Raw genomic sequence first — 24,401 nt, 5'->3', positions numbered from 1 at the left:
ATTTAGGGAGGAAACAATGGTCACTTTTAACAGACGTCAGACACTGGGTCTGATCGGGGCAGCGGCGGCATCAGGCCTCGCAGCACCAGCGCTTGCGCAAAACAAAAAGATTGTTGTGGGCGCGCTGCGCTTCACATCGCATTCCGCAAGTTTTATCGCCGCCGAACGCGCCTATTTCGCCGATGCTGGCCTTGATGTTGAACTGCGCTTTTTCCAAGCGGCGCAACCGATGGCGGTCGCGATTGCGTCGGGTGACGTAGACTATGCCGTGACCGCGGTCTCGGGTGGCTTGATTTCGCTGGCAGATAAGGGCGCAATCAAGGTTATCGGCGGCGCGCTGAGCGAAGAGCCGGGCATTGATGGCCAGAAAATCCTTGCCTCGGACGCAGCTTTCCAAGCGGGCCTGACATCGCCAGCAGGCCTTGGTGGCAAGAAATTCGGCATCTCAACGGCTGGGTCGTCGTTCCACTATATGGGCTCGAAAATTGCCCAAGCCGAGGGCGTCGATGTGTCCTTTACGCCGCTGCAAAAAGTGGGTGCCATCATTGGCGCGCTGAAATCTGGCCAGATTGATGCGTGGTCCATTGTGCCCCATATCGCCAAGCCATTGGCGGGCTCTGGTGCGGTGCATATCATCGGCAATGTGTCTGATTATCTGCCAAATTATCAGGTCACGACCGTGTTCACATCGGCCAAGAACGCCAATGATGAACGCCAGCAGACATCAGATTTCCTCAAGGCGTTCAGCATGGGGGCTTCTGATTACAACTCCACCATGATCGATAAATCCGGCGGCGAAGACGGCGTGAACGAGATGGTCGATCTGATCCATAAATACGTCTACACAGACCGCGAGCGGGCCAAAGCGGCCCCGTCGATCATCAACGGCACCATGCGCATCAACGAAGGCGCGCGTCTGAACGTCGCTTCGGTTCAGGATCAGCTTAGCTGGTTCCAGTCCGAAGGGTTGATCGACGGTGACATCACGCTGGATACGTTTGTCGACACCAGCTTTGTCGAGACGTTCGAGGCTTAAGACCAAACCCAAGACTGGCCGCCAATCGCGCGGCCAGTCGTTTCATTTCTAAGGGCAGTTTCATGGACATTCGCTTGGATGCGATCAGCCATTCCTATGGCGACACTGAGGTATTGCGCGACATCTCGCTGGATATTCCAACGGGCAAGATCGTCTGCTTTGTCGGGCCGTCCGGCTGTGGCAAATCCACCTTGCTGCGCCTGATCGGCGGGCTGGAACGCGCAACCAAGGGCCGTGTCTTGCAACTTGGCACGCCGCCTGCCGGATGTCTTAACCCGCTTACTTATGTGTTTCAGGATTTCGCGCTGCTGCCTTGGCGCACTGTGCACGGGAACATTTCCCTCGTGCTTGAGGACCACGGCATCAAAGGGGCCGCTGCCAATGCGATCATCTCTGACGTTTTGGCCCGCACCAAGCTCAGCGATTTCAGCAATGCCCTGCCGCGCCAATTGTCGGGCGGCATGAAGCAACGCGTGGCGATTGCCCGCGCGCTGGCCGTCAAACCGGCCGTGATGTTGATGGACGAACCGCTGTCCGCCCTAGACAGCCAGACGCGTGAATTGCTGATGGATGATCTGGTGGCCTTGTGGACTCGCCAGCCCTTTACCGCCGCCTATGTGACCCACAATCTGGCCGAGGCTGTGCGCCTGGGCCACCGCATTGTTGTGCTGTCACGCCGACCCGGTGAAATCCGCGAAATGGTCGAGATTGATATGCCGCTGGCAGAGCGCAGCCACGGCAACCCCGAGCTTGAGCAGATCCAGAAACACCTGTGGGATATGATGCGCGACGAGGCCCGCGCAGCTGATGAGGAATTGCTAGATGTCTGATGCAACGATCAAAGCCCAACCTATCGAAGTCCGGTTTCGCGGCGGCGGTTTTGCCCCAAAGGCGCGGCGTTGGGTCGGATTGGCCGTGTTTGTCGTGCTGATCGCGATCATGGAGATCGGCACACGCAGCGGCTGGATATCTGCCCTGACACTGCCCAAACCATCCGACGTTCTGGCAACGTTTAAAGAGCTGTGGGACAGCGGGATGTTGTTCAAACATCTGCTGCCGTCGCTTAGCCGCTTGGCTGTCGGGGCCGCAATCGGTGCCTCGGTCGGGATCTGTGTCGGCGTAATGATCGGCCTCTTTTCCTATGTCCGCGCGGGTCTGGTCCCGCTGGTGGCCGCCATTTTCCCAATCCCCAAAATCGCCCTGTTGCCACTGTTTGTGATCTGGTTCGGCATCGACGAGGCCAGCAAATATGCGCTGATCGCCTTTGGCACGTTCACCCCCACCGTGGTGGCCACCTATGGCGCGGTCGATAATGTGGACCGCTCTTTGATCCGCATGGGTCAAAGCTTTGGCTTGTCGTGGTTTTCCATCGTGCGCAAGATTGTGCTGCCCGGTGCCATGCCCGGTATCTTGTCTGGCCTGCGCATCTCGCTTGCCATCGCGATCATCTTGTTGGTCGCCGCTGAAATGCTGGGGGCCGAATACGGGATCGGCGCTTATATCCTCGAAGCTGGGTCGCTGTATGATTTGGAGCGCTTGTTTGCGGGCGTCGTTATTCTGTCCCTGCTCGGCGTGATCCTAAGCACGGTGATCGGGTTCATTGAACGTCGCCTATTGGGGTGGCGGGAGTAAGCCGCAAACCCGAATGCTCTTGGCTGGTGCTGCGCGATGTCAAATACGCGCAGCACCGTCATGTTTCGTCAGGGCAAGGGCCCGATCTAGGCGTCTGGCGCAAAGGCCGCGTCAAGCCGCGCCTTGAAGCGTTCGTGAAACCTGGTGTCGCCAATAATGCGCAGATGGTTGGTGCCGGTGACCGTGTCTGCCGCTGTGGCGCGCGGCGACAGCTTGCGCCAATCGACCAGATTCAGCCCACGGCTTAGACTGTCACCGGCGCTGAACGAGGCGACAGGCACATCGAGCGCGGCCATTTTGTGACGCCGGAACACCAGCGCGTTGTCGATCAAGACCCAGAACGTATGTTCCCGGCTAGAGATGTCAGGCCCGTCGAACGGCAGGGGTTCCGCCTCATTACCGATGAACCGCAGAAACTGATCAAAGCATTCATCGTCCATCGTGCCAATCAGCCGGTCCCATTGCGCCCGCATTTTGGTCTTTTCGAGCCAGACCAACAGGTCCTGTTCTAGCTGCGCGCGTTCACCGGGTTCGAACTTCGGGGTGGCGTTGGGTGTGAAATCTGTCCCCAAATCACACACGTCAACCATGCCAATCAACTGCACATCCACATCACCTTGCAGTTGGCGCGCGGCCTCCCAAGCCAGCAGGCCGCCCCAAGACCAACCAAGGAATGCGACGGGCTGCCCCGCGCTTTCAGCGCGGATATGGGCGACGTATTCGCCCACGACGTCCTCCACCGATACGTTCAACTGCTTTTCTTCGTTCAGCGAATGGCACAAGAAACCGGTCACCGGCTGATCCGGCCCCAAATGATCTGTCAGGTGCAGATATTCACGCGTTGAAACCAGCAATCCGGGGAAACAATACAGCCGCGGCTTGGTGCCACTGGCGCGCAATGCAATCGCGCTGCGCCCGGTTTGACCGCCCGCTGCAATCCGTTCCGCGATCCCCCGCACCGTCGGCGCGTCAAACAAATCAGCAATGGTAAGGGCGGTTTCGGGCCAATGTTTGCGCATGGCTGCAAGCGCCTTAAGCGCGACTAGCGATTTGCCCCCCATGGCAAAAAAGTCATCCGTAACCCCCATCTGCGGGGCACCGATCAGATCACGCCAAATGTCCAAGATCGTGCTTTCGTCCTTGGTTGTGGGCGCTATACCTTCCCCGCCGTGCCGTTTCACAGGGGCCATTGGCATGGCGGCACGGTCCAGCTTTGCATTCGGGTTGGTTGGCATTTTGGCCAGCACGATAACCGCATCTGGCAGCATGTGCTTGGGAAGCTTCGTGCCAAGACCATTCAACAGCGCATCGCCAGCGTTCAGGTCAGGCCCGACCACATAGGCCAAAAGCCGTTTTTCGGCCCTATCCTCGCGCAGCAACACCAAGGCTTCGCTCACGGTTGGGTCGGTCAAAAGGGCGGCTTCAATCTCTCCCGGTTCGATCCGGTAGCCGTTGATCTTGATCTGCAGATCAACACGCCCGACGAATTCAATTGTGCCGTCTTCGCGCCAGCGCCCCAGATCGCCCGTGCGGTACAGCCGCGCGCCCGATGTGCCGTCCAACACGGGGCCAAAGGGATCAGGGATAAACCGGTCGGCGGTCACGTCTGGCTTGCCAACATAGCCGCGCGCGACACCGGTCCCCCCAAGATATATTTCCCCCACAACACCCTGCGGGCAGGGCATCATTTCAACATCCAGCACATAGGCCCGGCGATCCCCGACCGCGCGCCCCAGCGGCGCATAGGTGCCTTCAAACCGTGTGCCAGCGTCCACTTTCCACACCATCGGCGTCATGATCGTTTCGGTCGGCCCATAGCCATTGATCAGGGTTTTCGCCTTTAGCGCCCGCGACAACAGATCGAATGTCGATTGCGCCAGACCTTCTCCACCAAAGGAATACAGCCGCATGGGCGGGGCACTGTCGGTATCCTCGGCCCATTCGGCAAGCTGTTGCAGGTAAGTCGTCGGGATAGATGCGTTATTGCACCCATGTTCGCGCATTGCTGTCAGCGTCTGTTCAGGCGTCCAAAGCGGGCCGTCGGGGATCACCACCGAACCGCCCATCATCAACGGTACCATCCAACGTTCGTGCCCCCCGTCTGACGAAAACGGCAAGAACGGCAATTCGCGGCTTTCCGCGCTCATCTCGTACACGCGGGCGGTGGTCTGGTTGTGATGGCTAAGCGGCCCGTGTTCGACGGCCACGCCTTTGGGTTTGCCCGTCGATCCCGATGTGTACATCACATAGGCCAGCTGTTCGGGATGGATGGTCACATCTGGCGCATCGACGCGCGGGACATCGGCAAAGTCCTCAAGGCACAGAACACGCGCCTCTAGCCCCTTTGGCAAGCGATCCAGAAACCCGCGACGCGTTAACACCACACGCACACCGGCGTCTGTTAGAATGTGGTGGTTGCGGCTGGTCGGGTGATCCGGCTCGACCGGGATATAGGCCCCCCCTGCCTTCAATGCTGCAAGGATCGCCATCACTGCGTGGGTACCACGTTCGATCAGAATGGCGACCGACACGTCAGGGCCGACACCCATTTCCACCAACCGATGGGCAAGCGCATTCGCCTGCGCGTCCAGCCTGCCGTGGGTAATCTGATCTTGCCCACAGATCACAGCCACCTTGTCAGGCGTGCGCTGCGCATGTTCGGCGATGATTTCATGGGTTGGCCGTGGATCAACCGGCGTGTCGTCAGGATAAGGCGCGGAAAGCGCGTCAAGCTCGGCGTCGCTCACCATCGGCAATAGCGCGACCGGCTCGGTTGGCGTCTCTAGCCCGCCGTACAACACACGTTCGAAATGGGTCAAAAGCCGCGTGATCTGCGGCGCGGTAAACAACCCTGTATCCGCGTCAGCCGTCAGAACCAGCCCGGCGTCCGTTTCCTCGGCGACGATCACAATCTCTTCGGCCAGCGGTGGCATTGGGCGGGCCAGCCGCGTCACACCATTGGGCAAGGCGCGCGTGGGCAAGACATGCAACGACACCGCACCAAGGGGGTGGGGATCAGCATCCGCACGAGCCAGCCGATCCTGCACCAATGTTTCGCTGGGCAGTTGATGGGCGCGCCCTTCACCGATGACTTGTTCGATTTTAGTTTGTACCGCACCAAAGCCCCGTTCGGGGATCACACTGATGCAGACCGGCAAAACCCCTGCTGTCCTTTGGGTGCTTTCCACAGTCTGACCGCAGGCAAACCGAAACGCGTTCATGCCGCTGTATCGATACAGCACAACAGCCGTCGCGGCGGCCAAAGTGGTTTCCAGTTGAGCATTGCCATCGGTGCCCGATATCTCTTTGCAAAACGCCTGTGGCAAAATCCGGATTTCGCGCAACCGTTGCGGCCCTTCCTGCGCGTCAAACCGATGCGGCACCCGCACCACGCCATAGCTGTCCATCAAAGATTGCCATGTGTTCAGACGTTGCGCACGGGTTTTACGGTCGATCTGGGGCTCCTCGACCTCGACGGCGGGCTCGCCCGGCTGACCTGCATCAAGCGCATTCCAAATCGCCCGCTCGATCGAGGCATAGACCCCATCACCCCCCAAGATCGGGTGCAATGTAAGCGCCAGAATATACCCCCCATCGGCAGCCGACCAGAAGTCGGCAAAGGCGCTGGTACCCTCAAGCGACGGGAGGTGCGCCTGAGCTGCACCTTGCGCCATCGCCGCATCGCCGAAACCGCAAAGCGCTAGTTTTGTTTCGCGGTCGGAATGGCGCAGCGCCTCTCCGCCGGGTTGGATTTCAAACCGCGCGGTAAAGGCTGGATGCTCGGTCAGAACCCGTTCCACGGCATCGGTCAGATGTTCCTCGTCCCACCCGCTTTCGAACTTCAGCACTAGAACTTCAGGGGTAAAGGGGGCCAGATCGCCCACCTGTTCATGGGCAAAGATACGTTTTTCGTGGCTGTTCAGCGTGCGGGCGGGCGTCGGGAAATCAAGGTCTTTGCTCATGACATCGCCTCCTTCAGCGCATCGGGTCGCATGTCAGTCCAGCGCGCGGAAATCGTTTCCAGGCAGGCCTCACGGGTCCCTGGTTCGCCGACAACATCCCACCCATCAGGTGCGGGTCGCGTGGCGGGATAAACCGAATAGCGTCCCTCGTGATTGCGCAAAATGCGCCATTGAGCATGGGCCAGTGTGGAATGTGTCATGCGCCTGTCCTTTGAGTACAGTTCGTGGATCCTGTCACCCAGACGTATGAGCCGGTTCGAAATTCACCCGGCAGGCAGATTATTTTGCGATTTTGAAAAATATTTCGCGGAAAGGTGAATTTCCTCCATGCTCTCCCGTCCTGTCATTGAAGCACGCGTATCCCGCATCATTCAGGACAAACTATGCCCGACGTCGACCTTTCGCATAAAAAGCTGCCACAGCTGATGCTGCGTCTTGGGCTGCCTGCAATGGTGGGCCTGTCGCTGAACGCGAGCCATCAAATCGTGGATGCCGCTTTCGTCGGCCAACTTGGCGCGTCCCCCCTTGCTGTTTTGGCGCTGATGGCGTCGCTTGCGGGGTTTGCAGTGGCCGTCGGGATCGGTATCGGCATTGGGGCAGCCAGCAGCGTGGCGCGGGCCTTGGGCGCAGGCGAGACCGAGCGCGCGCGCAAGATATCCGGCCTGTCCTTTGCGACCGCCGCAGCGCTGGCAACTGTGTTATGGGCCGCCCTTCAACTGGGCATGACGCCGGTGCTCCATCTGCTGTCGATGCCACAAGAAACACTGCCGATGGCGCGGGCGTATTATCCTATCCAAACGCTGACCGTCGCCTTTGGGATCATTCAAATCGTCTGCGATTTCACCGCCATCGGACGCGGGCACGCCCGGATGAGCATGCGCACATTGGCGCTGTGCTTTGGCCTGAATATGGTGCTGGACCCCTTGTACATCTTTGGTTTCGGTCTTGGGCTAGACGGTGCGGCGTGGGCCACGATCACGGCGCAGCTTGTCACGTTATCCGTCTGGGCCGTGTGGTTTCACACCCCAGCGCGCCGCCCCTCTTGGGGATCTGTCCGGTTGCTTGCGCCGGTACTGCGCGTCGGCATGCCCGAAGCTGCAAGCTTTGCGGTCACCACCTTTGGTTTGCTGGCGGTGCTGCGCCTCGCGGCAGAGCACGGGGGCTTGGAATCCGTAGCGGCCCTTGGTGTGGCGCTGCGGTTGATCCTGTTCGTGACCTTGCCGCTTGAAGGGTTCGCAATCGGCGTTCAACCGATCCTGTCCTATGCCTATGGTGCCGGGGATGGCCAGCGGGTCGCGCGCGCGCAATCCCTGTTGCTGCGGTTCGCGCCAATGATTTGCCTGATGTGCGCGGCCTTGCTGTGGATCGGTGCCACGCCTCTTGCCAGCGTGATGAGCGATGTACCCGCTGTCGTCGTAGAAACAGCGACACATTTGCGCTGGCTTGCGCTGTCTATTCCCGCATTTGCAATCCGCCTTATCGGGCAGATCAGCCTTCAAGCGGCGATCCGCCCCCGTCTGGCCATGCTCTTGGGGCTGGCCCCGATGGGTTGGCTGCTTTGGCCCACGCTGGCGTTCCTGCTGCCAACCTATGGGGTGTCCGCCCTGCCGATGGCCATAACGCTGTCCGCTTACCTGTCCGCCTGCGTCGCCCTTGTTTTGCTGAAAATTACCAGCGCTTCACCACACCCAATCGGAGTATCCGCATGACCCATCACACTTTCGTGCCAGACCTGATCACGCCGGCCCGCGAAACGCCGCTTGCTGCCAGTGCCCCGCCGATCTTCCAAGCGTCGTCGTTCTTGTTCGACACCTATGCCCAGATCGAGGCTGTGTTCTCGGGGCGGTCTGATCAACTGGTCTATTCACGCGGCGACAATCCAACCGTCAGCGAGCTTGAAGCGCTGATTGCACGGCTTGAGGGGACCGAAGCCGCGCGCGGCTTTTCCTCGGGCATGGCGGCGATTTGCGGCGCGGTATTGCCCTTTGTTAAATCGGGTGACCGGATCGTGGCCATTGAGCATGTGTATTCTGACGCCTACCGCCTGTTTGAGACTGTCCTGCGCCGGTTCGGCGTTGAAACGGTTTATGTCGATGGCACCGACACAGCGGCGGTGATTGCGGCCCTTCCGGGCGCGCGGATGGTGTATCTGGAAAGCCCGACAAGCTGGACATTTAAGCTGCAGGATCTTGGGGCCATCGCCACGGCGGCACAGCACCACGGCGCTATTTCAGTGATCGACAACAGCTGGGCAACACCGATTTTCCAGAACCCTGCCGCGCTTGGCATTGATCTGATCGTGCATGCCGCATCGAAATACCTGTCCGGGCACAGCGATACATTGGGCGGGCTGGTCACTGGATCATCGGCGATGATCAAACAGATCGATCACGAGGCCACACATCTGTTTGGCGGACGCATGTCGCCGATGGATGCATTTTTGGTGCTGCGTGGTATGCGAACGCTCGAACTGCGCATGCATGCCCATATGCAAACCGGTCTGACGCTGGCGGGGGCCTTGAACGCGCATCCGATGGTGACAAAGGTGCACCATCCCGGCCTGCTGTCAGAGCACCCCGCCGGGCTGCGCGGCTATGGCGGTTTGTTCGCCTTTGATCTGGCTGAAGGCGTGAACGTCGAACAGTTCTGCAATGCCCTGCAGGTGATCCGGTTGGGTGTAAGCTGGGGCGGGCCGGAAAGCCTGATCGTGCCGGGGCAAGCCGCCTGCGGACTGGCCGGTGCTGCCAATTCGTTCCAGCGTTTCAATGTCAGCCCCCGTACCATCCGGCTGGCGGCGGGCTTGGAACCCGCAGATGTTTTGCTGGCGGATTTATCTCAAGCCATCGGCCAAGCACTGGCCATCGCAGCATGAGCAACCTTCTGGTCGATCAAGGACAATGGACCGTTGGCGGCATCCGCTGGTTTGACCTGCGCGATAGCGTCACGGGGGCCGTGCGGAGAGTATTTTTGTGGACCCCGCCCGCGCCAGAGCCCGAAGCAGGCTGGCCCGCACTGTGGTTGATGGACGGAAACGCGGTGATCGGCACGGCCGTGGATGCCATGCGGGCGCAGGCCTTTTGGCCCAGCGGTACGAACCTTGGCTGGGGCGCGCTGATCGCCGTGGGCTACCCAAGCGATGACGCCTATGACAGTTTTCGGCGCAGTTGGGATTTGGGGCCACCGCCGGGCCGCAGCTATCCGCCGTTTCATGAGGGCGGGCCAGAGGTCAAAACTGGCGGCGGTGCCGAGATGGCGCGTTTCCTACTTGAGGATGCACGCGAATTTCTGGCGGATCACATCCGGCTTGATCTTCAGAACCAGTCCTTGTTTGGCCATTCCTTTGGCGGGCTGTTTGCTCTTTGGATGCTGTTCAACCACCCCGGCGGCTTTCGCAATTTGATTGCTGCCAGCCCCGCGATCACGTGGGAAGACAGCGCATTGCTGGATCATCTTGAGGCATTCACCCCGCCTGAAAACGCCCCGCGCGTTCATCTGTCTGCCGGAGAATGGGAAGGGGCCGACCTTGCCCCGTTTCAACGCACCGGGGACGAGGTTGAAACGCGCATTGCGGAAAAAGCCGTCACACGCACCGTTGCCGCCGCGCAGGAAATGGCCAGCGAACTTACCGCGCGCGGGCTGGACGTCGCCTATGAAACCTACGCTGGCGAGACGCACATGTCTGTTCTGCCAGTTGCCGTGAACCGCGCGCTCAGCTGGGCCTTTGCGATTGATCGATCACATTTCGATCTTTGGGAAACATCGGCGCAAACGCCCCATCCCCCTCAAATATTGGAAAAGGACATTTGATGCCCCGCGATCTAACACCCTCCCCGATCCGTGCGCAGCGCGATGGCAGTTTTGTGCGTGTGGCAAACCATGCGTCGTTGGCACTGGCCGACCTTGGCGGCGGGCGGCTTGAGCTTTCTGCCCCGCAAGAAGCGGGTGCTGTTGCCCTAGACATCGCGCTTGCCGCCTTTGAGACGCTGACCAACCACGGCGAAGAATGCGCAATCCGTTTGACGGGTTCGGATTGGGCACCGCTTTTGCCAGACCTCTTGGCCAAGGGCATTGCCCTTGAGACCGAGATTGGAGCAGTGGTTTTGCCTGCTGCGTTCTGGCAGGTTCCAGACCGCTGGTGTCCGCACCCTGCGCCAAATTACCCGACACTTTGGCAACAAGGGCCACAGGGGCGCCACCCCATCCGCCCACCCAAACCAAAGGGGCTGTTGTATCAGCGTCATATCCCTTGGCTTGATCAAGTGCTAACCCTGCGCGCCTTGGATCACAGCGATCTTGAGACGTTTCACCGCTGGCAAAACGATCCGCGCGTCGCCGAGTTTTTCGAAGAAGCCGGTACAATCGAACAACACCGTGCCTATCTGGAAACGCTTATGGCTGATCCGCATATGCTGCCCGTGATTGGTGCGCTTGACGGTCAGGATTTTGCATATTTCGAACTATACTGGGCGCGTGAAAACCGGATCGGGGCACATTATGACGCCGCCCCATGGGATCGGGGCTGGCATGTGCTGATTGGCGAAGAAAACGTGCGCGGTGCCGACTATGTCACCGCATGGCTACCGTCATTGATGCATTACATGTTTCTGTCTGAACCCCGCACGCAATCCTTGATGGGCGAACCGAAAGCGAGCCACGCCCAACAGCTGAAAAACCTGTCACGCGGTGGCTTTGCTCATATCCGCGAATTCGACTTTTCCCATAAACGCGCAAGCCTTGTTCAACTCGAACGCCAGCACTTCTTTGAAGCCCGCCTTTGGGCGCGGCCCGAAACCGGGCGCGGGACACCGCTTTGCTTTTCCCCCGCGCGCCTTCCCACCACAGGAGACTGGACATGACGACATCTGATCAAGAGATATACGATCTTATCGGTGTGGGCTTTGGCCCCTCGAACCTCTCGCTTGCTGTCGCATTGGACGAAGCACAAACGCCGATCCGTGCAAAATTCCTTGAGGCGCAGCCGCGTTTTGCCTGGCACCCCGGTATGATGATCCCCGGTGCGGATATGCAGATTTCGTTCCTCAAGGATCTGGTGGGCCAACGCAATCCGCAAAGCCCCTATACCTTTGTAAGCTATCTGCACCAAAAGGGGCGGTTGAACCGGTTCATCAATCGTAAAACGTTCTTTCCCAGCCGTGTGGAGTTCAACGATTACCTGTCGTGGGTGGCCGCGCAATTTCCGGTCTGCGACTATGATCGCCGGGTCGTCGGGATCGAAGCGGTGGACCGTCATGGCGCGGTTGATGCCGTCGATGTCGTCACACGTGCGGCCAACGGTAACGAAACCAGATATCGGGCGCGCAACCTTGTGATCGCGCCGGGCGGTGCACCCAAATTCCCCGCGTTTTGCAATGATCATGTCGATGACCCCCGCGTCGTACACTCCAAGGATTATATGACATCCGTCGTCCCCAGCCTGCGCCCCGGTGAACGGATTGCCATCATTGGTGCGGGGCAAAGTGCTGCCGAGATTTTTGCCGATCTGGCCGACCGTCCCGAGGCACCGCAGCTTGACCTGATCATGCGTGGCAGAACCATCAAACCGTCTGATGACAGCCCCTTCGTGAACGAGATTTTTGACCCCAGCCAGACCGATGCATTCTATGCCTTGCCCGACGGCGCACGCCATGCCGCGCTGGATGAACTGGCCGCGACAAACTATTCGGTCGTGGATGAGGACCTGATTTGTGCCATCTACGAAATGGTTTACGAGCAATCAGTGGTTTCGGAAAAACGTCTTTCGATTCAGCCAGATACGCTGGTGACCCAGATGGAAACGGCAGGCGACACACTGGCGTTAACGTTGTCACAAGCCGAGGAAATGCGGACGGAACGGTATGACCATATCATCTGTGCAACCGGATACACCCGCGCGCTTGACCAGCAGGTTTTGCATGGGATTGCGCAATACTGCCTCAACACGGTACCGGGCCGCGACTATCGCTTGCCGATGACGGATGGGTTTGCGCCGTCGATCTATGTCCAAGGCTATAGTGAGCCGACCCACGGGCTAAGCGATACGCTGCTATCCGTGCTTGCGCAAAGGTCCGAAGAGATCGTCGCGACCCTTGCTTCAGCGCCCGTACAGGCCCGGGAAATCGCTGCGGAATAATCGTCTTAAATTTCAACTATCGCGGGAAATTTTTCTTATCGCGCGGGCACCATATTGGCGGCCGCGCGGATTCCATGTTACCGAAACCCCGCATCCACTCAGCACCCCGCCCGGTAGATTCGTGCCCAAGTCTACATCGGGATACGTCATGTCTGAGATACGGAATTCTGCGCCTTTATCCGCAAATTTGTCTCCGAATGCACCTGCTTGCATTGCCACGCGTCACAAGCTGATCGACCATCTCATGCAAGAGCGAGAGCTTTTTCTATGTGATGCCGTAAGAATTCTTGGGTCGCGTGACCGCGCCGAAGATGTGCTGCAAGACGCCGCTTTGCGCTGTTTATCCAGCCGCGCCATCACAGCCCAACCCACCAGTCCGCGCGGATTGCTGCGCAGAATGGTGCGTAATTTGGCCTTGGACCATTGGCGTCGCGGTGGCCATGAAACATCGATGGATGACACCACACCAGAGCCGGTCGCGAACGGCCCAACGGCAGAGCAGTCTTTGGTTTCACGCGAAATAATTGCCGCACTGGCCCGCGCTATTATCTCGCTTCCCGAGACCCAGAAACATGCTTTTACAGAGCATCGGCTTAAAGCCCGCCGCCAGAATGAGATCGCATCGGAAATGGGGTTATCGCCAGCCCGCGTGCACGCGCTTATTCACGCCGCGCAGACCTATTTGGCCAACGAATTATGCGAAAAGGCCTGAAGCACCGTCCAGGTGATGACCGCGTGTTGAATATCAACAAAGTTGACCGTGACCCTTGTGCCGCGCGGCAGGCTCGGTGCCAGCGGGAGAGTGGTAATAAACTGCATCTGACCAGAGCGAGGGGGCGATACAAGTCTCAGCACTTCGAACCCGAACACACGGCCAACGCAGGGGAACGCCGCCTTAAAGAAGCTTTCTTTGCCAGAAAACACCAAGGCGCTGAAACGTCCCTTGTCATCGGCCTGCGCCAGAATGCTGCGCTCGCTCGCGTCCATTGCCTCATCCGAAATGGCCTGAACCGTCTCGGCATCCGCGTGGCCTTCTATATCAACGCCCCAATCCCATGCGTTTCCCTTGGCCAGCAAACATACCGTTTTGCGACCCCAATGGCTCAAACTTCCATGATGGGTGTGCGGCCAAACGGGCGCGCCGTCTGGTCCTGAAGGGATGGGTATTTCGGGCACCCCAAGACGGCGCTGCGTTGCGTTTATTATATCCGCGCGTATGGGCCCGTCGGCACCCCGATCATACAGGGCCAACACCGCTTCGACCGGGGCACCTTGCAACTCAAAATACTCTGGAGCGTGATGTTCCATCGCGTTTGATCCGCCCCCAATTGCATCCGCATTCACAGATCAAGATAGAGACTACGATCAGTTTCCTCCAGCCCGTAAGACCCGAATGCCCACTCAGGTGAAGGCCACCCTAGGTTTACCCGTCCGGGCTGATGCCCGCATTGTCCAGCAACGTCGCAACGGATGAAAACGAGACGTCGGGCGTGGTCTGCTCTGACTTGCGCTGTGTCAGGAAAGCCTCGCACGGGCCAGCAAAGGCAATCGCGCGGTCCAGTTCCAGATTGCTGCCGCTGCGGTAGGCACCGATGCGGATCAACTCCTCCATATCGGCATGGGCCGCCAACGCCCGATGCGCTGCAGTGAGCAACGTATATTCCAGCTCGCTGTGGCAGTCAGGCAGGGTCCGCGACACGCTCGACAACAGATCAATCGCGGGATAGCGCCCCTTTTCCGCGATGCGCCGGTCCAGCACGATATGCCCGTCGGTGATCCCGCGTACGGCATCAGCAATCGGGTCGTTCATGTCGTCACCATCCACCAGCACCGTAAAGATTGCTGTGATATCGCCCTTGCCCTCGGGGCCCGGCCCCGCGCGCTCCAACATCTGGGGCAGCTCGGAGAACACTGTCGGCGGATAGCCCTTTGCCGTTGGCGGTTCGCGCGAGGCGAGGCCGATCTCGCGCTGCGCCATGGCGAAACGTGTGACGCTATCCATAAGCAGCAGCACATGCTGCCCCTGATCGCGATAATATTCGGCCACCGCCATCGCGGTCCACGCCGCCTGACGCCGTGTGAGGGGCGGCTCGTCCCCCGTTGCCACGACCAGAACGGCCTTTTTCATGCCCTCCGGCCCCAGATCAGAGGCGATGAAATCCTGCACCTCGCGACCCCGTTCACCGACCAGCGCCATTACCACCACATCGCATTCGGTGTGGCGGGCAAGCATCGCCATCAAGGTTGATTTACCCACGCCCGACCCGGCAAAGATGCCCAGCCGCTGACCCCGGCATAGCGGCGTAAAGATATCAAGCGCACGCACATGCGTCGCCAGTTTCGGCCCGATCCGCTTGCGATCAAATGCACCGGGCGGCGACCCGCGCAATGGATATGCCATGTTGCCTTCGGGCAGATGGCCCTTGCGATCCAGTGGCTTGGCTGACGCATTGATCACCCGACCTTTCCAGCTTTCGTCGGGGCGGATCACATCGCCGCTGGTCTCGACCTCGACACGGTCGCCCGCTGCCACACCGCGCCATGACCCAAAGGGCAACAGCTCGGTCCCTTGCGCGCTTAGGCCCACGACTTCAGCGTGAACGGGCCGATCCGCACCATAAACAATGCAACGATCCCCGATCCCAAGTACCCGTTCCAGCCCGACCGCCGTCAGCGTAATACCCGTGATCGCGCGCACCTCGCCGGTGATTTGGGCATCGCCGGCGTTCCGCGCAAAGCTTGTTAGCTCGGAAAAGATGGTTTGCATGGATAATTTCCTCTATGAGAGAAGGTTATTATTTACTATACAAGAATTAACTAGGGGGTAGTATAAAAATGAACTTGTCTAATCTTTCTATCTTTGGCCTAGCTTCTGACCGGATGACATGGCTTGCTGCACGGCAACAGGTAACATCGGAAAATATCGCAAATTCGGCGACGCCCAATTTTCAGGCGCGCGACGTGACGTCCTTTCAATCGATGTTGGAAAACCGCACATCCACCGATGCCGGGCTTGTCACAACCCACGCCAATCACATTTCTGGCCGATCCGTGAGCACTTCGGGCATCCGCGAGGTCACCGATGCCTCGGCAACGGCCGCAACGCTGGATGGCAACACTGTAAGCCTTGAAGATCAGGCAATCCGTTCGGCGGATATCAGTGACCAGTACAGAATGGCCGCACAGCTCTACCGCAAGAGCTATGACCTTCTGACAATGGCAGTCACCGGAAGCAGGTAAGGAAAAACCAATGGATCCTCTTCAGTCTATCGCCCGTATCGCCGCCAGCGGCATGACCGCGCAAACAGCCCGCCTGCGGGTTATTTCGGAAAACGTCGCCAATGCTGAATCCACCGGCACTACACCCGGCGCGGACCCGTTCCGCCGCAAGACCATCAGTTTCTCAGAGCTGGTTGACCGCAACAATGGCGCGTCCATGGTCGAGGTGGGGCGCATCGGGCGCGACCAATCTGATTTCCGGCTCGATTTCGATCCCTCGCACCCCGCAGCGGATGAAACCGGCTATGTGAAACGGTCGAATGTCGACCCGATCATCGAGATGGCAAACATGCGCGAAGCGTCGCGCAACTATGAAGCCAACATGAACATGTTCGAAGCCGGTCGCCGGATGCGTGGCCAAATGCTCGACCTGCTGAAGTGATATCAAAATGAGCGATCCCGCCTCCCTTATCTCCTCTGCCGCCGTTCGCGGTGCCTATCGGTCCTCGCAATCGCTGACGGGCCAAAAGGGTGAAGGTGCCGCCGAAGAGATCAGCGCCAACAGCTTTTCCAACATGGTGCGCAGCGCCTCGGAAGCCGCGCTTGAAACCGTGCGCACAGGCGAGGCAACAGCGCAGGCCGGATTGCGCGGCGAGGCGGACACGCAAAACGTAGTCGAAGCGATGCTGGCGATGGAATCGACGGTCAAAGTGGCCGTTTCTGTGCGCGACCGCTTTGTCGAAGCGTATCAGGAAATCTTGCGGATGCCGATCTAGGGTATGACAGAAGTCCAAGCCTATGAGGTAATCTCAGACACTGTGTTGGCCGTGCTTTTGGCATCCGCCCCGGTGCTGGGTGTTGCGCTGGTCATCGGGCTTGTGATCGCATTCTTTCAAGCATTGACGCAGATTCAGGAAATGACGCTGACATTCGTGCCCAAAATCTTGATGATTTTTGTGACGCTGCTGGCCGCGACCCCATTCATGTATGCCACGTTAAAAGCACTGGCAGACACGGTTTTCGATCTTATCGGAAGCGGCGGACTATGAGAGGCCTGCGGTCGTTCCTCTGCACTGCTGTGCTGGGGCTGTCGCTGTGCAATGCGGCGGGGGCCGAAGGCTGGGCGCGGTTCTATGTGCCCACGCAAAAACCCGCGACCGAACCAACCATCACAAGCGATCCGGCGCGCGGTGACGACATGGGCATTTGCATCCGCGAAATTCTGGCCGCGCAAAGCCGTCACGGCATTCCCGACAACCTGCTGTTGGCCATTGGCCTGCAAGAGGCCGGCACCCGCAGGAACGGGCATTTCACGGTCTGGCCCTTTGCCGTCAACGCCGCTGGCACGGGGCGTCTTTTCGACACCCGCGCCGCAGCGCTTGAATGGGTGACATCGCGGCAGCGTGCGGGCGTGGAATCAATCGACGTGGGCTGTATGCAGATTAACCTGCGCTGGCATCCCGATGCCTTTGCCACTGCGGACCAAGGGTTCGATCCGCGGACAAATGTCGATTATGCGGCTCGGTTTCTGAAACAGCTACGCAAGCGCACCGGCGATTGGATGCAGGCCGCAGGGGCGTATCATTCTTTTGAACCAGAATACCGCGATGCCTACCTCGGCCGGCTGAAAAAGAACATTTCGGCTGCAAACGCAGGTTTGCCCGCCTTCCTCGCGCTCGCCAATGACACGATCCCAGATCGCGACATGCGCCGTGCAACGCCCGAGAACTCTGCCCGCAGCGCCACTGTAGCGCGGGGCACATGGGGCGCTCAGTTGGGCGGGGATGCAACGGCGCGAACCTCGCTTTACTCGGCGCAGGAAATCCAACCGATCTTGCCGCAGTTCACGATCATTACCGCAGAGACAACCGGATGAGCGACACCCCTCCCTCCACGTTGCCGCGCCTTGCGATGCTGCGCGCCAACAAAGACATCGGCTTTGCCCTTGGGATGGCGCTGGTATTGGCCGTCCTGTTTCTGCCGCTTCCCCCGATCCTGTTGGATTTAGGGTTGGCGCTGTCGCTCTCGCTGAGCGTGCTGATCTTTATGGTCGCGCTTTGGATTCCGTCGCCGTTGCAGTTCAACTCCTTTCCCACATTGCTGCTGGTCACGACCATGTTGCGGCTGTCGCTTAACGTGGCCTCGACGCGGTTGATCCTTAGTCAGGGTCACACCGGTTTGCATGCTGCTGGCGATGTGATCCAAGGGTTTTCCAAGTTCATCGTGGCGAATAATTTCGTCATCGGTGTGGTGATTTTTGCGATCCTTATCGTGATCAACTTTGTCGTCATCACCAAAGGTTCGGGCCGTATCGCCGAGGTCGCCGCGCGGTTCTCACTTGATGCGATGCCCGGCAAACAGATGGCGATTGATGCCGATATGGGCGCAGGCCTGATCGACGAAGACGAGGCGCGCAAACGCCGTAAAGAACTGGAAGACGAAAGCGCCTTTTTCGGTGCGATGGATGGTGCGTCAAAGTTCGTCCGCGGCGACGCGGTGGCCGGGCTTATCATTACGTTGATCAACGTTATTGGCGGCATTCTGATCGGCGTTTTGCAACGCGGCATGTCAGTAAGCGATGCGGCCAGCGTCTTTACCTCGCTTACCATTGGCGACGGGCTGGTCAGCCAAATTCCCGCACTTGTCGTGTCGCTTGCTGCTGGCCTGATTGTCACCAAGGGCGGGACACGCGGTGCGGCAAACGAGGTGGTTCTTGATCAGCTATCAAGCTTTCCCAAGGCGTTATACATGGCCGCGATGCTGCTGTTTGGCATCGGCCTATTGCCCGGTTTTCCGCTGTTGGTTTTTGCCGTTCTTGCCGCCGCGATGAGCGTTCTGGGTTATTTCATCCAACGGACCGCCGCAGAAGCCGCCATTGAACAAAGCCGCGTCGAAGCGCTGGAACTGCACCAAAAAGCGACCCCCGATGTGGATGCCAACCCGATGCGGCTGGATGAATTGCGTCTGGTCATGGGCGAAGGATTGGTCGGGCTGGCCAACCGCCCTGATGCGGTTCTGCCAAGCAAGATCAAATCGCTGCGTAAACATTTTTCCGAAGAATACGGCTTTCCGATGCCGTCGGTCAGGATCAAAGATGACCCTGCCCTACCGATCAACAGCTACACATTTCAGGTCCACGGCGTCGACGTGGCCCGCGGCGATATTCGCGCCAATCAGATGATGGTGATCAATCCTGACGGTGCCGCGTTGCACCTGCCCGGCGAACAGACCCGCGAACCGACATTCGGGCTTGAGGCGCTTTGGGTTGATCACAATGTCGCTGGCCAAGCCGAGGCTAACGGCTTTACCGTGGTAGACCCCGAAAGCGTCATCACCACCCACCTGACCGAAGTGGTCAAGGAAAACATGGCCGAGCTGCTGACCTATGGCTGCGCAAAAGAAGCCATTGATGGGTTGGACCGCAGTTATCAAAAACTGGTGACGGACCTGCCTGTGCCGTCACCCGCGATCATGGTGCAACAAGTGCTGCAGGCATTGCTGTTAGAACGGGTCTCTATCCGCAACCTGCCGCTGATCGTCGAAGCCATGGCCGAAGCCACGCGGCAAACCAGCAAACCCGCTTTGATCCTTGAAACCGTACGCCGCCGCCTGTCGAGCCAGATCTGCCAGGGGCTGTCCGACGATCAGGGTTTTGTGCCCGTGATCACCCTATCCCCCGCGTGGGAGACCGAGTTTATCGAGGCGGTGAAAGTCGTCGGCGACGACCGCACCTTTGTGATGTCCCCAAAACGGGTGCAGGAATTCGTGCTGCAAGCCCGCCAGCAAATCCAGCGCTTTGCCAGCGATGACGCGTGGCCCGCGTTGATGGTCAACCCCGAGGCACGTACCTATGTGCGGTCGATGCTGGAACGGGTCAGTCCGATGACACCGGTTATTTCCAACGCCGAAATACACCGCAAGGTGTCGTTGCGGACGGTCGCCACCATCGGAGCTTGAGCAGTGGACCTCTCTGCCTTTCTCACCGACGCGCTGATGGGGTACTTTGTGGTTTTCGCACGGCTTGGGGCGGCTTTGCTGTTTATGCCGGGCTTTGCCGAACAAACGGTGCCCGTACGGCAGCGGCTGTTGTTCGGGCTTATTCTAAGCGCCGCATTATATCCGGCCACCGGCGTGGGCCCCATCAGCGAAGATCGCCCGGCGGCGCTGCTGCTGATCTTTGGGGCAGAGATCACAATCGGGTTGTGGATTGGTCTGGTTGCCCGCACTTTGATGTCAGCACTGCAATTCGCGGGTTACCAGATTGCGTTGATGTCGGGGCTTGCCAATGCTCTTGCCCCCAATATCGGCGCGTTTGAGGGGGCAACCAGCATGGCGGCGATGCTGTTGGTCGGGGCCACCGCATTGATCTTTGCCACCGATCTGCATCACCTCATTATTGAATCGCTGCTGATGTCGTATCAGGTGTTCAAGCCGGGCAGCTTTATGCTGGCTGATCTGATGGACCAGTATGCGCGGGCGGTTCAGTACAGTCTGTATCTTGGCCTGTCGATTGCCGGGCCGTTTTATGTGGCAGGGCTGGTGCTGAACGTTGGCATGGGGCTGGCAAACCGCATGATGGCCAGCCTTCAGGTCTTTTTCATCGCGCAACCGTTGTTGATCGCCGCAGGTCTGGCGTTGATGGTGCTGGCAATTCCAACCATGATGCGCGGGTTCCTTGAACCCTTTGCGGAATGGCTGGCAACCTACGGATTTAGATAGATGTCGGAAGAAGACAAAAGTTCAAATACCGAAGAGCCAACGGAAAAGAAATTACGCGACGCGCGCAAGAAAGGTGACGTGCCGCATTCGCGTGAAACCGGCACCGCCATGGTGGTCTTTGCGCTGCTGATGATCCTGACCTTTGTATTGCCGGGGGCGACCGGCCGTCTGGTTGAGGCGCTGCAAAGCCCCCTGTTGGGCGCTGGCGTCACCGTCATTGGCACCGGCGACACAGGCGTGGCCGAGGCGGGTAATGTTATGAAAACGCTGGGGTTCACCCTGGGCATGGCGATGATCCCCATCGCAGCGATCATGGTCATGGCAGCACTTTTTGGGGTCATGGTGCAGGGCGACACCGTTGTCGCCGTCGAACGGATCAAACCAAAGCTGTCGAAACTGAACCCGTTGTCGGGGTTCAAACGGCTGTTCTCAATCGATGCCTTCGTGGAGTTCCTCAAGAATACCGCCAAGGTTCTTGTGATTGGGGCGCTCACCATCTGGGCGGTGATCGACGTCGCGCAACAGCTGGGACAGGCCCAAGGGCTGTTGCCCGAAAGCCTTGCCGAAACAACGCTGCACAAGGTGCGTTGGATTTTCATCGCTACAACAGTGTTTCTGGTCCCGATTGCGCTGGCCGACATCATTTGGAAACGCGCCCAGTGGAAGAAAAAGCAGATGATGAGCCTGAAACAAGTCCGCGATGAGCATAAAGACAGCGAAGGCGACCCGCATATTCGCGCAAGACGTGCCGATCTGCGCCGCGCACGGGCCCGCCAGCGGATTGCGCAGGCTGTCCCCACCGCCAGCGTTATTCTGACCAACCCGACCCATTTCGCCGTCGCGCTGAAATACGAGCAGGGCCAAGACGATGTGCCGGTCTGTGTTGCGAAAGGTGCCGATGTGATGGCGCATCGTATCCGCGAACTGGCGCGCGAACATGATATCCCCATGATCGAAAACCGTGCCCTCGCGCGGGCATTGCACAGCACCGTCGAGGTCGATCAACGCATTCCAATGGAACATTGGCAGGCCGTGGCGGAAATCATTGGCTTTGTGATGGACATGCGCCGGAACGTGCGGCGCAAGCCGCCAGAAGGGTCAAGCCTGCGCGAGGACTAGCATTTAGCGCAGGCGCAGCCCTTCAAGGTTTCTGTCGGCAGGCAGCTTGGAACGCTCGAGGATGATCTTGGTGATCAGCCGTGCACGGACCAGACTAACGGCACCCATAATCTGCGCCGCATCGCGTTCCGGCATGGCACTAATCACCTGCACTGCGGTCTCAGCGTCAATTTCATCCATGATGCCCGCCGCCACCTGCGGCTTCATGTTGCGGTAAAGCTCGACCAGTTTGGTCATGTCCTGCGCGTTGGCGTCTTGTATCACCTGCAACTGGACACCGATTTCGTCCCGCACTTTGGAAAGACGTACCTGTTCGGCCTTCAGGCTTTCCTGTGCAAGGGCAAGACGCGCCTCGCTATCTGAAACGGCCTGACGCTGATCATTCAGAAGGGCGCGTTCTTCGGCGATGGCTTCGGCAATCACATGACTGGGTTCGCACATCCCGTTGGCACCCGGTGCAGTCACATCATAGGGCTCGGCAGGCAAGGTCGGGTCAATGTCGAGCGATAAGGGTGCGTTACTGGCCGCTGTTTCGGCAGTCGCCGCCATCGGAACCAGACCGACTGTCAGTTTCAAAACTGCCGTAACGCCCAATCCCAAAACGATCATTTTCGGCACTGAAAGCCAGCTCATTCCTTGCGTTCCTTGGTGATGTCAAAAAACGTGCGCACCAGATCAGATTTCCCGGGGACCGAGGTTTGACCCCGCACCTGTTTTCTTACCTTAACCGGCTCTGGCATTACGGGTTCTTTAACTTGCTCCCGATCAACCATGCCTTGGCGCGTCTTTTTCACCGGCGGTTCTACGCGGCGGGCGGCGGTACTCAGGCTTCGCAGGTCTTCGACCGATTTGGTGGATTGCTCTACCGCGTTGGAAAATTCACCAACCATCGGCCCCATCTCGCGCAGGGTCAGCATCAGATTGCGCACGCGCCGATCCAGTATATAGGCATAGACCAGCGTGCCGATCAGCAACACAACGATAATGACGTCAATCAAAGCTGGAAGCATCCGCGATCCCCTCTTCCTTATTCTTTGGCAGCAAAGAATGAATAACCCGCAGCGCCAATGCGCCATTGCTGCGCTGGCCGAACGAAGCCTCGAACATCGGCTTTGCGTTCACCATTCCCACAACCGGCGTGTCCTGTGTCATGCCCAGATCAATGATATCGCCCGGTGCCCAGTTCAACACCTCGTGCAGCGGCACAGTTAGTTCACGCAGAACGCCGGTAACCGTTACATTGGTGCCGGATATTTGCGTGTTCATTTCACGGCGCGAACTGCTGTCCGCACCAGAGCGGCCCCCAAGAAACGGCTGGGCCAACTGTGCGCTTACCTCGTCCAGCGCGCCATAGGGCAGGATCAGGGTCATATGCCCGTTGCGATCTTCAAAGTTCAGGCACATCCGGACGCGCAACGTTGCCGTGGATGGCGGTGCCAGCAGTACTGACCTTGGGTTAGATTCCAGCGTATGCGTGTTGAAGGTGACCGGGCTGATCTCGGCAAAACAACTACTAAGACCGTTCAGGCACAATTCGGCCAGACGGCGCCCCAGCTTTTGTTCAATCGCGGTCAACCCGCGTGGTTTCCATTCGTTTGGCGACGCCCTGCGCCCGCCCAGCATGATCTCAAGCACCGAAAACAACAGATCCGGTTCGATCACGCAGGCCACCTGACTGTCCCAAGGGTCGGCCGATGCGATGGCAATCAGCGACGGCGTCGTCACCGTTTCCATCGCGTCCTCATAGGGCATGTAATCAAGCGAGATCAGATCAATCTCGGGGGCGATGGTGCAATAGGATTTCAAATCAGGCACCAGCGCCAAAAGCAGCCGGTCGATGATGATCTCTAGTGTGGGCAGCCGCTCAAAGCTTTCACGCGCCTCGCGGATCATCGTTTCTTCTAGTGTTTCGTCCGGCCGGGTTGCTGTCATGCTCACTGAACCACCATATCTGCAATGAGAATTTCAACCGGGGCTTCGGTATGCCCGACAGCCCGCGCGCGGCGCAGCAGTTCGGTCTTAATCAGGGCCAACCCCTGGCTGCCCTTCAGGTCGCTGACGTGCAGCTGGCGCAGAAAATCCTGAAACGTATCGCGCAAGTAAATCTCGCGGGCGACCAGCCGGTCAGCGCCCTCGCGGGTGTCATCATACACCATCAGCATGTTCAGCTTTAGAAACCGGCTCGAATGCCGTCCGTTTATGCTGGTATCGGTGACGTTAACGATGATTTCAGGAAACGGCATCACCGGCATATCGCCCGCGTCTGCCTCTTTCGCCTCGCCGTGGCCATCGTCCCCGTGGCCGTCGTCCTCATTACCTGCTTCCGCATGATCGTCGCCGTGGTCATCATGTTGTTCTTCCGATGCTTCATCTTGGCCCAGACCGACCATCGCCAGCACCTTGTCCGACCCGATGGCAAGCGTGACCCCGCCAACCCCGGCAAGGATGCAAAGAAGAATTACAGCGACAATGACAAGAGTCTTTTTCACTTTCATAGCTCTGATAAAGACCTGTACATTACATGGAGAACAAGAATAGATAGACCTCAAAACAAGTTTTAATGCAACAGAAACATGTTTATTTA

The 24,401-nt window shown here is 58.8% G+C and carries 25 protein-coding genes; 17 read left to right on the top strand and 8 right to left on the bottom strand.

The genetic code is table 11. The features are described from left to right. Nucleotides 1-16 precede the first annotated feature (16 nt). The 3 genes from AADJ11_RS02810 (at nucleotide 17) to AADJ11_RS02800 (ending at nucleotide 2,668) form a co-directional block, all read left to right on the top strand. Entirely contained in the window at nucleotides 17-1,036 is a 1,020-nt protein-coding gene (locus tag AADJ11_RS02810) for an ABC transporter substrate-binding protein (protein WP_341233037.1), read from the top strand. 62 nt (nucleotides 1,037-1,098) lie between these two features. Next, a complete protein-coding gene (locus AADJ11_RS02805; protein ID WP_341233036.1) occupies nucleotides 1,099-1,866 on the top strand; it encodes an ABC transporter ATP-binding protein in 768 nt (255 codons plus the stop codon). Further along, nucleotides 1,859-2,668: an ABC transporter permease gene (locus AADJ11_RS02800; protein ID WP_341233035.1), complete on the top strand. Its 810-nt coding sequence runs from the start codon at nucleotides 1,859-1,861 to the stop codon at nucleotides 2,666-2,668. The genes AADJ11_RS02805 and AADJ11_RS02800 overlap by 8 nt, the downstream gene beginning before the upstream one ends. A gap of 86 nt (nucleotides 2,669-2,754) precedes the next feature. Here the strand turns inward: AADJ11_RS02800 and AADJ11_RS02795 are convergent, their stop codons facing one another. Together AADJ11_RS02795 and AADJ11_RS02790 are read right to left on the bottom strand one after the other, a co-directional pair. Continuing rightward, nucleotides 2,755-6,630, bottom strand: coding sequence for an amino acid adenylation domain-containing protein (locus AADJ11_RS02795; protein WP_341233034.1), 3,876 nt, complete (start codon nucleotides 6,628-6,630; stop codon nucleotides 2,755-2,757). Then, nucleotides 6,627-6,830, bottom strand: a complete 204-nt coding sequence (locus tag AADJ11_RS02790) for an MbtH family NRPS accessory protein (protein ID WP_341233033.1) — start codon at nucleotides 6,828-6,830, stop codon at nucleotides 6,627-6,629. Before AADJ11_RS02790 ends, AADJ11_RS02795 begins: the two co-directional genes overlap by 4 nt. 183 nt (nucleotides 6,831-7,013) lie before the next feature. Between AADJ11_RS02790 and AADJ11_RS02785 the strand changes: the two genes are divergently transcribed. The 6 genes from AADJ11_RS02785 to AADJ11_RS02760 all read left to right on the top strand — a co-directional run bounded on the left by AADJ11_RS02785 (nucleotide 7,014) and on the right by AADJ11_RS02760 (nucleotide 13,472). Then, complete coding sequence (locus AADJ11_RS02785; protein ID WP_341233032.1) at nucleotides 7,014-8,339, top strand: MATE family efflux transporter; 1,326 nt, start codon at nucleotides 7,014-7,016, stop codon at nucleotides 8,337-8,339. Beyond that, nucleotides 8,336-9,502 carry a PLP-dependent transferase gene (locus AADJ11_RS02780; protein WP_341233031.1) on the top strand — a complete coding sequence of 389 codons (1,167 nt, stop codon included), beginning with the start codon at nucleotides 8,336-8,338 and terminating at the stop codon, nucleotides 9,500-9,502. Before AADJ11_RS02785 ends, AADJ11_RS02780 begins: the two co-directional genes overlap by 4 nt. Beyond that, nucleotides 9,499-10,437, top strand: coding sequence for an alpha/beta hydrolase-fold protein (locus tag AADJ11_RS02775; RefSeq protein WP_341233030.1), 939 nt, complete (start codon nucleotides 9,499-9,501; stop codon nucleotides 10,435-10,437). The genes AADJ11_RS02780 and AADJ11_RS02775 overlap by 4 nt, the downstream gene beginning before the upstream one ends. Then, on the top strand, nucleotides 10,437-11,486 hold the full coding sequence (locus tag AADJ11_RS02770; protein WP_341233029.1) for a GNAT family N-acetyltransferase: 1,050 nt from the start codon (nucleotides 10,437-10,439) through the stop codon (nucleotides 11,484-11,486). The genes AADJ11_RS02775 and AADJ11_RS02770 overlap by 1 nt, the downstream gene beginning before the upstream one ends. Beyond that, nucleotides 11,483-12,760: a lysine N(6)-hydroxylase/L-ornithine N(5)-oxygenase family protein gene (locus AADJ11_RS02765; protein ID WP_341233028.1), complete on the top strand. Its 1,278-nt coding sequence runs from the start codon at nucleotides 11,483-11,485 to the stop codon at nucleotides 12,758-12,760. Before AADJ11_RS02770 ends, AADJ11_RS02765 begins: the two co-directional genes overlap by 4 nt. Nucleotides 12,761-12,908: 148 nt before the next feature. Then, nucleotides 12,909-13,472, top strand: coding sequence for a sigma-70 family RNA polymerase sigma factor (locus tag AADJ11_RS02760; protein WP_341233027.1), 564 nt, complete (start codon nucleotides 12,909-12,911; stop codon nucleotides 13,470-13,472). Here AADJ11_RS02760 and AADJ11_RS02755 read toward each other — a convergent pair. Together AADJ11_RS02755 and AADJ11_RS02750 are read right to left on the bottom strand one after the other, a co-directional pair. Beyond that, a complete protein-coding gene (locus AADJ11_RS02755; RefSeq protein WP_341233026.1) occupies nucleotides 13,439-14,068 on the bottom strand; it encodes a 4'-phosphopantetheinyl transferase superfamily protein in 630 nt (209 codons plus the stop codon). The two genes, AADJ11_RS02760 and AADJ11_RS02755, sit on opposite strands and share 34 nt — an antisense overlap. A gap of 115 nt (nucleotides 14,069-14,183) precedes the next feature. After that, complete coding sequence (locus AADJ11_RS02750; RefSeq protein WP_341233025.1) at nucleotides 14,184-15,527, bottom strand: FliI/YscN family ATPase; 1,344 nt, start codon at nucleotides 15,525-15,527, stop codon at nucleotides 14,184-14,186. 68 nt (nucleotides 15,528-15,595) lie between these two features. On the opposite strand from AADJ11_RS02750, the gene flgB reads away from it, so the two are divergent. From flgB to AADJ11_RS02710, 8 genes are read left to right on the top strand one after another with little or no spacing between them, the layout of a single operon-like run. Continuing rightward, nucleotides 15,596-16,000, top strand: coding sequence for a flagellar basal body rod protein FlgB (gene flgB / locus AADJ11_RS02745; RefSeq protein ID WP_341233024.1), 405 nt, complete (start codon nucleotides 15,596-15,598; stop codon nucleotides 15,998-16,000). Nucleotides 16,001-16,010: 10 nt separating this feature from the next. Next, nucleotides 16,011-16,421, top strand: coding sequence for a flagellar basal body rod protein FlgC (gene flgC, locus AADJ11_RS02740; RefSeq protein ID WP_341233023.1), 411 nt, complete (start codon nucleotides 16,011-16,013; stop codon nucleotides 16,419-16,421). Nucleotides 16,422-16,428: 7 nt separating this feature from the next. Then, nucleotides 16,429-16,755, top strand: a complete 327-nt coding sequence (locus tag AADJ11_RS02735; protein ID WP_341233022.1) for a flagellar hook-basal body complex protein FliE — start codon at nucleotides 16,429-16,431, stop codon at nucleotides 16,753-16,755. A gap of 3 nt (nucleotides 16,756-16,758) precedes the next feature. After that, nucleotides 16,759-17,028 (top strand): flagellar biosynthetic protein FliQ, encoded by a 270-nt coding sequence (locus AADJ11_RS02730; protein WP_341233021.1) that lies wholly within the window; start codon nucleotides 16,759-16,761, stop codon nucleotides 17,026-17,028. Further along, nucleotides 17,025-17,855 carry a lytic transglycosylase domain-containing protein gene (locus tag AADJ11_RS02725; protein WP_341233020.1) on the top strand — a complete coding sequence of 277 codons (831 nt, stop codon included), beginning with the start codon at nucleotides 17,025-17,027 and terminating at the stop codon, nucleotides 17,853-17,855. The genes AADJ11_RS02730 and AADJ11_RS02725 overlap by 4 nt, the downstream gene beginning before the upstream one ends. Further along, complete coding sequence (gene flhA, locus AADJ11_RS02720) at nucleotides 17,852-19,936, top strand: flagellar biosynthesis protein FlhA (protein ID WP_341233019.1); 2,085 nt, start codon at nucleotides 17,852-17,854, stop codon at nucleotides 19,934-19,936. Before AADJ11_RS02725 ends, flhA begins: the two co-directional genes overlap by 4 nt. Before the next feature lie 3 nt (nucleotides 19,937-19,939). Then, nucleotides 19,940-20,698, top strand: a complete 759-nt coding sequence (locus tag AADJ11_RS02715; protein ID WP_341233018.1) for a flagellar biosynthetic protein FliR — start codon at nucleotides 19,940-19,942, stop codon at nucleotides 20,696-20,698. Further along, on the top strand, nucleotides 20,699-21,817 hold the full coding sequence (locus AADJ11_RS02710) for a flagellar type III secretion system protein FlhB (RefSeq protein ID WP_341233017.1): 1,119 nt from the start codon (nucleotides 20,699-20,701) through the stop codon (nucleotides 21,815-21,817). Between the two features lie 3 nt (nucleotides 21,818-21,820). Here the strand turns inward: AADJ11_RS02710 and AADJ11_RS02705 are convergent, their stop codons facing one another. The 4 genes from AADJ11_RS02705 to AADJ11_RS02690 are packed head-to-tail and all read right to left on the bottom strand — an operon-like array spanning nucleotide 21,821 to nucleotide 24,306. Beyond that, the gene (locus AADJ11_RS02705) at nucleotides 21,821-22,450 is read right to left on the bottom strand and encodes a hypothetical protein (RefSeq protein ID WP_341233016.1); all 630 of its coding nucleotides are present in this window, start codon (nucleotides 22,448-22,450) and stop codon (nucleotides 21,821-21,823) included. After that, complete coding sequence (locus AADJ11_RS02700; RefSeq protein ID WP_341233015.1) at nucleotides 22,447-22,827, bottom strand: flagellar motor switch protein; 381 nt, start codon at nucleotides 22,825-22,827, stop codon at nucleotides 22,447-22,449. The genes AADJ11_RS02705 and AADJ11_RS02700 overlap by 4 nt, the downstream gene beginning before the upstream one ends. Beyond that, nucleotides 22,808-23,749, bottom strand: coding sequence for a FliM/FliN family flagellar motor switch protein (locus AADJ11_RS02695; RefSeq protein WP_341233654.1), 942 nt, complete (start codon nucleotides 23,747-23,749; stop codon nucleotides 22,808-22,810). Before AADJ11_RS02695 ends, AADJ11_RS02700 begins: the two co-directional genes overlap by 20 nt. Before the next feature lie 2 nt (nucleotides 23,750-23,751). Continuing rightward, nucleotides 23,752-24,306 (bottom strand): flagellar basal body-associated FliL family protein, encoded by a 555-nt coding sequence (locus AADJ11_RS02690; protein WP_341233014.1) that lies wholly within the window; start codon nucleotides 24,304-24,306, stop codon nucleotides 23,752-23,754. Between the last annotated feature and the right edge of the window lie 95 nt (nucleotides 24,307-24,401).

Origin of the sequence: uncultured Sulfitobacter sp. (assembly GCF_964021855.1) — a bacterium.
In the GTDB taxonomy this organism is placed as follows: Bacteria; Pseudomonadota; Alphaproteobacteria; order Rhodobacterales; family Rhodobacteraceae; genus Sulfitobacter.
Note: the sequence above shows the minus strand (reverse complement) of the source record. Positions and strands in the feature narration are given on the sequence as shown.